The sequence below is a fragment of the Aeromonas sp. 62-46 genome (assembly GCF_001898585.1).
In the GTDB taxonomy this organism is placed as follows: Bacteria; Pseudomonadota; Gammaproteobacteria; order Enterobacterales; family Aeromonadaceae; genus Aeromonas; species Aeromonas caviae.
This window is the reverse complement of sequence record NZ_MKUI01000037.1, coordinates 75,541-84,862: the sequence shown is the minus strand read 5'-3', so window position 1 is coordinate 84,862 and position 9,322 is coordinate 75,541. Positions and strand designations below refer to the sequence as shown.

10 protein-coding genes are annotated in these 9,322 nt (G+C 64.5%); 6 read left to right on the top strand and 4 right to left on the bottom strand.

Translation table 11 applies throughout. The features are described from left to right. The coding region (locus BGO64_RS12855) for a hypothetical protein (RefSeq protein ID WP_286700773.1) at positions 1 to 231 on the top strand (231 nt) is incomplete at its 5' end. Positions 232 to 424: 193 nt separating this feature from the next. Here the strand turns inward: BGO64_RS12855 and BGO64_RS12850 are convergent. Both BGO64_RS12850 and BGO64_RS12845 read right to left on the bottom strand, forming a co-directional pair. After that, positions 425 to 1,471 carry an NAD(P)H-dependent flavin oxidoreductase gene (locus BGO64_RS12850; RefSeq protein ID WP_286700772.1) on the bottom strand — a complete coding sequence of 349 codons (1,047 nt, stop codon included), beginning with the start codon at positions 1,469 to 1,471 and terminating at the stop codon, positions 425 to 427. 203 nt (positions 1,472 to 1,674) lie between these two features. Next, entirely contained in the window at positions 1,675 to 2,316 is a 642-nt protein-coding gene (locus BGO64_RS12845) for a ribonuclease T2 family protein (RefSeq protein ID WP_286700771.1), read from the bottom strand. 221 nt (positions 2,317 to 2,537) lie between these two features. On the opposite strand from BGO64_RS12845, the gene BGO64_RS12840 reads away from it, so the two are divergent. The 3 genes from BGO64_RS12840 (at position 2,538) to BGO64_RS12830 (ending at position 3,950) form a co-directional block, all read left to right on the top strand. Further along, positions 2,538 to 3,098, top strand: coding sequence for a gamma carbonic anhydrase family protein (locus BGO64_RS12840; RefSeq protein ID WP_010672952.1), 561 nt, complete (start codon positions 2,538 to 2,540; stop codon positions 3,096 to 3,098). Between the two features lie 146 nt (positions 3,099 to 3,244). Further along, positions 3,245 to 3,538: a hypothetical protein gene (locus BGO64_RS12835; RefSeq protein ID WP_010672951.1), complete on the top strand. Its 294-nt coding sequence runs from the start codon at positions 3,245 to 3,247 to the stop codon at positions 3,536 to 3,538. A 1-nt stretch (position 3,539) separates the two neighbouring features. Further along, complete coding sequence (locus BGO64_RS12830; RefSeq protein ID WP_182955035.1) at positions 3,540 to 3,950, top strand: DUF6515 family protein; 411 nt, start codon at positions 3,540 to 3,542, stop codon at positions 3,948 to 3,950. Between the two features lie 87 nt (positions 3,951 to 4,037). Here the strand turns inward: BGO64_RS12830 and BGO64_RS12825 are convergent, their stop codons facing one another. Both BGO64_RS12825 and BGO64_RS12820 read right to left on the bottom strand, forming a co-directional pair. Then, positions 4,038 to 5,357, bottom strand: a complete 1,320-nt coding sequence (locus tag BGO64_RS12825) for a HAMP domain-containing sensor histidine kinase (RefSeq protein ID WP_286700770.1) — start codon at positions 5,355 to 5,357, stop codon at positions 4,038 to 4,040. A 14-nt stretch (positions 5,358 to 5,371) separates the two neighbouring features. Beyond that, the gene (locus BGO64_RS12820; RefSeq protein ID WP_010672948.1) at positions 5,372 to 6,052 is read right to left on the bottom strand and encodes a response regulator transcription factor; all 681 of its coding nucleotides are present in this window, start codon (positions 6,050 to 6,052) and stop codon (positions 5,372 to 5,374) included. Positions 6,053 to 6,200: 148 nt separating this feature from the next. Here BGO64_RS12820 and BGO64_RS12815 point away from each other — a divergent pair, with 148 nt between their 5' ends. Next, positions 6,201 to 7,358: an efflux RND transporter periplasmic adaptor subunit gene (locus BGO64_RS12815; RefSeq protein ID WP_286700769.1), complete on the top strand. Its 1,158-nt coding sequence runs from the start codon at positions 6,201 to 6,203 to the stop codon at positions 7,356 to 7,358. 2 nt (positions 7,359 to 7,360) lie between these two features. Further along, positions 7,361 to 9,310, top strand: a complete 1,950-nt coding sequence (locus tag BGO64_RS12810) for a MacB family efflux pump subunit (RefSeq protein ID WP_151028385.1) — start codon at positions 7,361 to 7,363, stop codon at positions 9,308 to 9,310. Positions 9,311 to 9,322 lie beyond the last annotated feature (12 nt).

The window sequence follows — 9,322 nt, the reverse complement described above, 5'->3', positions numbered from 1 at the left end:
ATGCTCGATGCTGTGAGTGCCCACACAGATTGCTTGATTCAAATTGTTAAAGAGCGACGCAGCTTTTGGCTGCTGAGGGAGTGGCATTCTACTCAACCGCCTTCTCGAGTCAAGCCTTATTTTTACAGGCTTTTCGAGGCTATCGACTCAGGCTTTGCGTTGCCGCTTGCCCTGTCGATGGAGGCGCATTATAGAGACATAGATCACATTGGCAAGCCTTCATCGCAATAAAATTGCAAAAAAATGCTAATTCTTAGTTATTCATATCAAAACACAGTTTTTATACAGACTTACCCACAGGACAAGCCCGAAAAGGGCTCATTATACCCCCTATTACCTCCCGTTCCTCTCTGCCCGTCTCCTGTTCGAAGGGTTGCTGACCATATCAATCCATATATAAAGGAAGAGAATCGCAAAGTGACGCTCAGACCAGTCCTGCCTCAGCAACCCAGGCAGCGATCAGCTCGGCTGCCGCCATGGAGCGGCAACCCGATATATTCTGCCCGGCCCAGAGTGGCGAGAAACCGCGGTCTCCCGCCTTTTCGGCTGCGGCACGCAACGGAGCCAATGCGCCGCTGGCATACGGGAAGTCTGGCGGCAGCACCGAAAGGGGGCCGAGTTCCCGCATCAAGCGGTTGACTATCCCCCGCGCCGGACGGCCGCTGAACAGATTGGTCAGTGCGGTGTGTTGGCCATGCCTCCCCTGCAGCGCCGCACGGTGCTGGGGCGAGGTCGTCGCCTCGTGGCAACAGAGGAACGCCGTTCCCATCTGGACTGCGCTCGCCCCCATAGCAAGGGCGGCTCTGATGCCCTTTCCATCCACGATGCCTCCTGCAGCGATGACCGGGATCGCTACTGCCGCCACTACCTGTGGCAGAAGGGTAAAGGTGCCCTGCTGCAAGCTGAGATCCTCACTCAGGAAGTGGCCGCGATGGCCACCCGCCTCCAGCCCCTGGGCGATGACGGCATCGGCTCCGTGGTCAGCAAGCCACTGCGCTTCTGCCACCGTGGTGGCGCTGGCAAACACTTTTGCGCCTGTGGCTTTTACCTGGGTAAGCAATTCGGGCTCGGGCAAGCCGAAGTGGAAACTGACCACGGCAGGTCTGAACTCTGCAAGCAGGGCTGCATGCTCGTCATTGAAGGGGGCCCGAGAGGGGGCTCGCGACGGCGCAGCGGCATCCACCCCGAACTCGGCGTAATAGGGTAACAGTACCTGGCGCCAGCGCTGCTCCGCTGCCGGTTCCGGCTCCTGCTGCCGATGGCAAAAGAAGTTGATGTTGTATGGGCCCGGCCCGCTGGCGGCGAGGCGGCTCAGCTCCTGGCGCAGCTCGGCACCACTCAGCATGGCGGCAGGCAGGGAGCCCAGTGCCCCCGCACTGGTCGCCGCCATCGCCAGGGCGCTGTCCTGCACGCCCGCCATGGGGGCCTGAATGACGGGATAGCGCATCCCCAGTTCGGCAAAGAGCGTCATGTGATGGTTTCCTGTTTCTGATGGTGAGTCTGCCTGTGCGCCAGAGGAGGGTTGAGTCGGCAGAGCGCACCTGACATGCTGACACGTCGTCTGGCGATATCGCCTGTCCAGTTCCCGGCCAGACATCCTGTCTTGGCTTTCATCCATCAGGCTCCTTGAGGTTCATTGCACATCGGGCCCGCGAAGGGCCCGAACGTGAGGTGTCAGCGCACGCTGCGCAGCAGGAAGTCCGGCTGGCCACAGGAGCGGCGCTCCCGCTTCTGCATCTCGTCGGAGCAGGGAACGGCATCCGTCCCCTGCTTGTTGATGCAGATGTAGATCTCCCGCAGGAAACGGCCCCCATCAGCGCAGGCCACCGTGATGTTATCGGGGGCCAGCCACTCGTTGGCACTCGCCAGATCGGCCTTGAGCTGGAAGCTGTTTTTGCGCAGCGGCTCTTCCGGCGATTCATAGGCGGCCGGGATCTTCACCTTCTGGCGCAGATCGCTGGCCAATTGGTGAAATGCCTCCTGGCTCAGCCCGGAACAGGTGCCGTGCTTCTCCCATTCATGGCGATAGAGGAAGCGGCTGGGGTAGAGCCCGGCAAACTGCTGCTCCATGTCCGCATCCAGCCGCTCGCGGGTGCAGCTGGCGGGGTAGCCACGCTGATACTGGGGCCAGAGCCCATGCAGCACGAACCCCAGCTTGCGGGCGCACTGCTCCCGATCCCCTGGCTTGATGGCGCAATGCTCGGGCGACCAGGAGAGTGCCATGGCGTAATAGTCAAACTCCCCCGCATAGCCTTTGCCCTGGGCGGCGGAGATCCACAACAGCGACCCCACCAGCCATACCATGACCTGCTTCATCTCTCGTTCCCCCTCATCTCTTTGCACCCGGTGGCGCCCCATTTTGCGCCCTCATGCTCCCATAACAGGGAGTCAAAGAACAATCGCTCAAAATGGCCTTACTCACTGTGGGTCAGACCAGTAAAAGGTTTCCCCTGCCGGATCAGAGGCGTAAGCTGGCTCTCCGGCGGGCCTTCATGACGCGCCACGTTTCCCCGATTTCATCAGCAACAGGACGTAACATGATCCGCAAGAATCCCTCAGGTCACCTGCCCGTTATCGACGAATCCGCCTATATCGACAAGACCGCCATCATCTGTGGCAAGGTGATCATCAAGGAGAACGTGTTTGTCGGCCCCTATGCCGTGATCCGCGCAGACGAAGTGGACGAGAGTGGTGACATGGAACCCATCGTCATCGGCGCCAACTCCAACATTCAGGATGGCGTCGTCATCCACTCCAAATCCGGCGCTGCCGTCACCATCGGCGAGTTCAGCTCCATCGCCCACCGCAGCATCGTCCACGGGCCCTGCGAAGTGGGTAACCGGGTCTTCATCGGCTTCAACAGCGTGCTGTTCAACTGCCACATCGGCGAAGGGTCAGTGGTGCGCCACAACTCCGTGGTCGATGGCTGCGATATTCCCCCCGGCTTCTATGTCCCCTCCACCACCCGCATCAACCAGCAGAGCGATCTGGCGCAGATCCCGCGCGTCACCGTGGACGCCACCGAGTTCTCCGAGGATGTGGCTCACACCAACATCGACCTGGTCAGGGGTTACAAGGCGCTCTCCAACGAGTTTTGAACCGGCGAGCGGTTCACGACACACAACGGGCGCCACGGCGCCCGTTGTCACAACTGTAAAGAGGGCGAAAAGAGGGTGTAAAGGTGGTTGAGCCGGGCGCACGCGTCGCGTTTGATGGGGGCGTTCCCATCAATGGAGTCATCATCATGTCACGCTATCCTGTCGCCATTGCCCTGCTGCTGGGCACCACTCTCCTTCATGCCGGCGAGATGCCGCCCCCGATGGGCGCCCGCCAGGGAGGTCCCATGACACCGCCCCCCTCCGTGCTCTATCACGCCAGCAAGCAGGGTGCGGATCCCCAGGCCCTGGTCCAGGCGCTGTCCAAAAACATTGATGCCGCCAAGCCGGATACCCGCTACGAGGTCACGGTCAGCGTGCGCGAACTGCCGCCCCAGCCACTCAAACCCCAACCCGCCGGTGCGCCGCTCAAAGGGCAGTGAGATGAGTCTGCACCGCCCTTCACTCTGGCTGCTTGCCATGGCCATCGCCCTGCCCGCCATGGCGGGTCCGGGGAACATGGGCAGACCGGGCGGATGGGAGAGCCCTGCCCCGCAGTACGGCCATGGGGCTGGCCCCGGCTTCGGCCACCCCGTCGACAGGCTGCCGGGAGGGGTGGAAACCTTGCTGCTGGCCGGACTCACCTACTATGTGCTCGACGGCATCTTCTACCGTCGGCAGGAGAACCACTATGTGGTGGTCTCCCCGCCTCCTCAGGTCCTAGTGGTGGCAGAGACAGGGCTCATCCCTCTTGATCTGGATGGCCGCCGCTATTACGTCAGGGAGGGTCACTACTACCTGCGAGAAATAGACGGGCGCTACACCGAGGTGCCGCCGCCAGCGGCGCTGCGCTGAATCGCACGGAGGAACTACGAGCAGGGGGCCTTGGCCCCCTCTTTCATTACCGGGGTGTTTACCCCACTCAGGTCTGAGCCGCGTACCTCAGGACGGGTCATGCAGGGGCAGCGTCATGGTCACTCTCAGCCCCCCCTGTGCGCGATTGCGCGCCTGGATGGTGCCGCCCTGCAGAATCACCGCCTTGCGGGCGATGGCGAGACCGAGCCCGTAGCCCTTGCCCATGCGGGGTGAGCCGATGCGCACGAAGGGGTCGAAGATCCCCGCCAGCTTCCCCTCCTCCACCCCGGGCCCCCGATCGGCGATGGAGAGCTGCATCTCTTGGCCCAGGCGCAGCAAGCGAACACTCACCATCTGGCCCGACTGCGAGAAACGCAGGGCGTTGCGCACCACATTATCCACGGCGCGGCGCACCAGCTCGGCATGCCCCAGCAGGAGGCAACCCTCCCCCAGCGCCGCCTCGAGCGCTATCTCGACTCCGGATTGCTGGGCTTCGAACCTGGCATCCTGGACGACGGTCTCCACCAGCGCCAGCAGGTCGTAGTGGCTCTGCTCAAGCCCGTGGCCCTGCTCGGCACGGGAGAGGGTCAGCAGCTCCCCTATCATCCTGTCCATCCGCTCCGTCTCGAGCCGGATCCGCGCCAGGGCGTCGCTCGCCTTCTCCGGGCGCTGCTCCGCCAGGCCGATGGCCATCTGGATGCGGGCCAGGGGGGATCGCAGCTCGTGGGAGACGTCGTGAAGCAGCTGCTCGCGCCCCTCGACCAGTTGCTGCAACCGCTCCACCATGAGATCGAACTCCTTCGCCACCTCCGTCAGCTCGTCCCGGCGCCAGCGCAGAGCGGGCCAGAGTCTGACCTCCAGATCCCCTCTGGCTACCCGATCGAAGCTGCGCCGCAGGGCGTTCATGGGCCGGGTCAGGTGCCAGGCGAACAGAATGCTGAACAAGAGTCCCCCCAGGCCGCCAATCCAGAGCATGGGCGGAGGAATGTTGAGCCAGGAGAGGGGGCCGGGAGCAGGCCCGCCGGGGAGGACGCGCGGGTCCGCTCTGGTCTGCAGCAGATAGGTCTGCCCGTCGCTGGCAATCACGGTGCGTGTCAGCACGCTGCCCGGGCCAGGTTCCCCGGAGGCTGGCAGCCTGGATGCCCGGGGCGCTGGCCGGGAAGGCGCATCGGAGACATCGAGGAGTGTTATCTGCAGCAACGGCGGCGACATGGCCTGGCTCAATGCCGTCGCAGCCTCGATTCCCCCCTTTGCCAGCACGGCTGCCGCCATCTCCAGATGCTGGCTCGCCAACTGCTGGGCCAGGTGCTCTTCCGGGGGAGCACGCTCGGCACGAAAACCGAGCCAGAGCAGTTGGCTGACCAGCACGATGGCCAGCCAGAACCCCAGCAGAATCTTCCAGAACAAACGTCCCTTGAGGATCACCGTATCTTGTACCCTATGCTGCGCACCGTCTCTATGGTGACGGCCTCTCCCGCCTTCTGCTGCAGCTTCTGCCTCAGGTTGCAGATGTGCACATCGACGCTGCGATCATAGGCCTCCCGCGGGCGCCCTACCCCTTGCAGGGAGAGGGTGTCCTTGGTGACCACCTGCTCCGGTGCTCGCACCAGCAACACCAGCATGTTGAACTCGGTGGCGGTCAGCTCCAGCGGCTCCCCCTGCCAGAGGCAGACCCGGTTGGCCGGGGTGACCGTCAGATCCCCCAGGATGAGGGCATCCGGCGAGGGGGTTGCGCTCCCCCCCTCGTTGACCCGCCGCAGAACGGCCCGCAGCCGGGCCACCAGCTCCCTGGGGTAGCAGGGTTTGGGCACATAGTCATCGGCCCCCATCTCCAGTCCCACCACTCGATCCACGTTGTCCCCCTTGGCGGTCAGCATGATGATCGGCAGGCGGCTGCGCTGGCGCACCTGGCGCAGCACCTCGGTGCCGCTCAAGTCGGGCAGCATCACATCCAGCAGCAGGGCGCTGTAACGGCCGGAGAGGGCATGGTGCACACCTTCCCCTCCGGTCAGCACCTGGGTGGTATCAAACCCCTCTCCCCCCAGGTATTCACTCAACATGGCGCCCAGTTCGGCATCATCATCCACCAGCAGGATCTTCATATGCGGTCTCCCTTGTCGGCGGCCATTTTCGCCGCTTGCCACGCACTTGGCAGCCATTTTTACGAAACCCTTACGCTTGGCGCAAAGAGCCTTAACCCGGCTCTGGGGTAGAGTGCCGCCGTGATCGTCATTCAGGATACAGGTTGTCATGCCCACGTTCTCCCCTCGTCTCTTCTGGCTGCTGCCCCTGTGCGCCCTCGCCCTGTTGCTGGCCTGGCGCCCCCAGGCCAAGGCACCCGCCAGCGACTACATCACCGCCAGTGCCGAGACCCGGGATCTGGAGCAGCTCATCATGGCGGACGGCACCCTGAAGGCGCGCAAGCAGGTGAGCGTGGGCGCCCAGGTGTCGGGCCAGATCAAGAAACTGCACGTGACTCTGGGGCAGGAGGTCAAACAGGGGGAGCTGCTGGTCGAGATCGACGATCTGCCCCAGCAGAACGCCCTCAAGGATGCCCTGGCCCAGCGCGACAACCTCCAGGCCCAGCTGGATTCCAAAGAGGCCACCCTTCGCAATGCCCACCTGGCATACCAGCGCCAGCGGCAGATCGTCGCAAGAGGTCTTGGCAGCACGGCCGACCATGACAGCGCCAAGGCGACCCTGGACGAGACCCTGGCCGATATCCGGGCCCTCAACGCCCAGCGGGTGCAGGCCGAGATCGCGGTGGACACAGCCCGGGTCAACCTGGGGTATACCCGGATCCTGGCCCCCCTCTCCGGTACCGTGGTGGCCATGCCGGTGGAGGAGGGGCAGACCCTCAACGCCAGCCAGAGCACCCCTACCCTGCTCAAGATTGCCCAGCTCGACACCATGACGGTGGAGGCCAGGATCTCCGAGGCCGACGTCATCAACGTCCGGGTCGGCATGCCGGTCTATTTCACCATTCTTGGCAACAGCCAGCGCCGCTTCGAGGGATCCCTGCGGGCCATCGAGCCCGCCCCCGACACCATCAATGACGACGACACCACCAGCAGCAGCGACAGCAGCGCCATCTATTATCACGGCCTGTTCGAGGTGCCCAACCAGGATGGTCAGCTCAGGATCAGCATGACGGCCCAGGTCTATCTGGTGGTCGCCCGGCTCAAAGATGCGCTGGTGATCCCGGCCATCGCCCTGCAGGGGGATCAGGTCAGGGTGATCGACGACGGAGGCCGGATCAGCCTGCGCCGGGTCAAGGTCGGCCTGAACAACAAGGTGGATGCCCAGATCCTGTCGGGCCTGAGCACCGGTGAGCGGGTCATCGTCAGCGAAGTGAACGCAGGCCAGAGCAACGCCGCCGGGGGCATGCCGCCCCCCATGGGGATGTGACCATGGGCGCCTTGTTGCAGCTGCGGGGCATCCGCCGCCACTTCAAAGAGGGTGAGCGCACCGTCACCGTGCTCGATGGCATCGATCTGGCGATCGCCCGTGGAGAGATGGTGGCCATCGTCGGCGCTTCGGGCTCCGGCAAATCCACCCTGATGAACCTGCTGGGCTGCCTGGATCAGCCGAGCGAGGGGGCCTATCTGGTGGCCGGGCGCGATACTGCCACCCTCAGCCGGGACGAGCTCGCCGCCCTGCGCCGGGAGCACTTCGGCTTCATTTTCCAGCGTTATCACCTGCTGGCGGATCTCGATGCCCGCACCAATGTGGAAGTGCCCGCCCTCTACGCCGGTCTGGATCCGGCCGAGCGACGCCAGCGGGCCGAGGCCCTGCTGACCCGCTTCGGCCTCGCCAGCCGGCTCGAACACAAGCCAAGCCAGCTCTCCGGCGGCCAGCAGCAGCGGGTCAGCATCGCCCGGGCCCTCATCAACGGCGGCGAGGTGATCCTGGCCGACGAGCCGACCGGGGCCCTCGACAGCCAGAGCGGCGCCGAGGTGATGGCGAGCCTTCAAGCTCTGCATCGCCAGGGCCACACCCTGGTGATCGTCACCCACGACATGGACATCGCCCGCCACGCCGAGCGGATCATCGAACTGAAAGATGGCCGGGTGATCGCCGATCGCCGCACGCGCGAGCCACAGGCCCATTCCCAGGCGACCCAGACCGCCACCAAGACGTCCGCCAGGGGGAAGACCCCGCTGATGGCGGGGCTCGGGAATGCCCTGCAGATGGCCCTCAAGGCCATGGTTGCCCAGCGTCTGCGCACCTTTCTCACCATGCTCGGCATCATCATAGGTATCGCCTCGGTGGTGACCGTGGTGGCCCTCGGGCAGGGCTCCCGGGAGCGAGTGCTGGAGAACATCAACGCCATGGGCACCAGCACCCTGGAGGTGTTCCCCGGCCGCGGCTTTGGGGACATGCGCTCCGCTACCATACAGACGTTGCGGATCGGGGACGCCGAGGCCATCGCCCGGCTGGACTACGTGCACAGCGTCACCCCCAGCCTCAGCACCAGCGCCACCCTGCGCCTTGGCAGCACCGCCGTCTCCGGCACCATCAACGGCGTCGGCGCCCAGTTCTTCCAGGTCAGGGGCTATCGCCTGGCCCAGGGCATGGGCTTTGATCGCCAGAGCGAGGAGAGCCTGGCCCAGGAGGTGGTAATCGACGAGCACACCCGGGACAAGCTGTTCGCCCCGACCCAGTCCCCCCTGGGCCAGGTGATCCTGCTGGGGGATCTGCCCTGCCGGGTGATCGGGGTCGCCATCAAGAACCAGAGCGGCTTTGGCAGCGACGAGACCCTCAACGTCTGGATCCCTCATACCACCGCCATGAGCCGCCTGCTGGGGCAGAGCCATCTGCGCAGCATCAGCGTGCGGGTGCGGGACGAGGTGAGCCTGGACGCCGCCCAGGACGGCATCAGCCGCCTGCTCACCCTGCGCCACGGCAGCCAGGACTTCTTCCTGCTCAACACCGACAGCATCCGCCAGACCATCAGCCAGACCAGCGCCACCCTGACCACGCTGATCGCTCTCATCGCCCTCATTTCCCTGATCGTCGGGGGCATAGGGGTGATGAACATCATGCTGGTCTCGGTCACCGAGCGCACCCGGGAGATAGGGGTGCGGATGGCGGTCGGCGCCCGGACCCGGGATATCCAGCAGCAGTTCCTCATTGAAGCCGTGCTGATCTGCCTGCTGGGGGGCGTGCTCGGCATCGCCCTCTCCCTGGTGCTTGGCCAACTGTTCGACCACTTCAGCAGCGGCGTCCGGATGAGCTACTCCCTTGCCGCCATGGGGGTGGCCTGCCTTTGCGCCAGCCTGATCGGGGTAATATTCGGCTTCGCCCCGGCCCGCCGGGCCGCCAGGCTGGATCCCATCCACGCACTGGAGCGCGAATAGCCCGCATTGACG

What these genes read in the sequence shown, in the direction of transcription:
- BGO64_RS12830 (WP_182955035.1), top strand. Translation starts at nt 3,540, where the DNA reads ATGAGTCTGCACCGCCCTTCACTCTGGCTGCTTGCCATGGCCATCGCC.
- BGO64_RS12840 (WP_010672952.1), top strand. Translation starts at nt 2,538, where the DNA reads ATGATCCGCAAGAATCCCTCAGGTCACCTGCCCGTTATCGACGAATCC.
- BGO64_RS12815 (WP_286700769.1), top strand. Translation starts at nt 6,201, where the DNA reads ATGCCCACGTTCTCCCCTCGTCTCTTCTGGCTGCTGCCCCTGTGCGCC.
- BGO64_RS12810 (WP_151028385.1), top strand. Translation starts at nt 7,361, where the DNA reads ATGGGCGCCTTGTTGCAGCTGCGGGGCATCCGCCGCCACTTCAAAGAG.
- BGO64_RS12845 (WP_286700771.1), bottom strand. Translation starts at nt 2,316, where the DNA reads ATGAAGCAGGTCATGGTATGGCTGGTGGGGTCGCTGTTGTGGATCTCC.
- BGO64_RS12850 (WP_286700772.1), bottom strand. Translation starts at nt 1,471, where the DNA reads ATGACGCTCTTTGCCGAACTGGGGATGCGCTATCCCGTCATTCAGGCC.
- BGO64_RS12820 (WP_010672948.1), bottom strand. Translation starts at nt 6,052, where the DNA reads ATGAAGATCCTGCTGGTGGATGATGATGCCGAACTGGGCGCCATGTTG.
- BGO64_RS12835 (WP_010672951.1), top strand. Translation starts at nt 3,245, where the DNA reads ATGTCACGCTATCCTGTCGCCATTGCCCTGCTGCTGGGCACCACTCTC.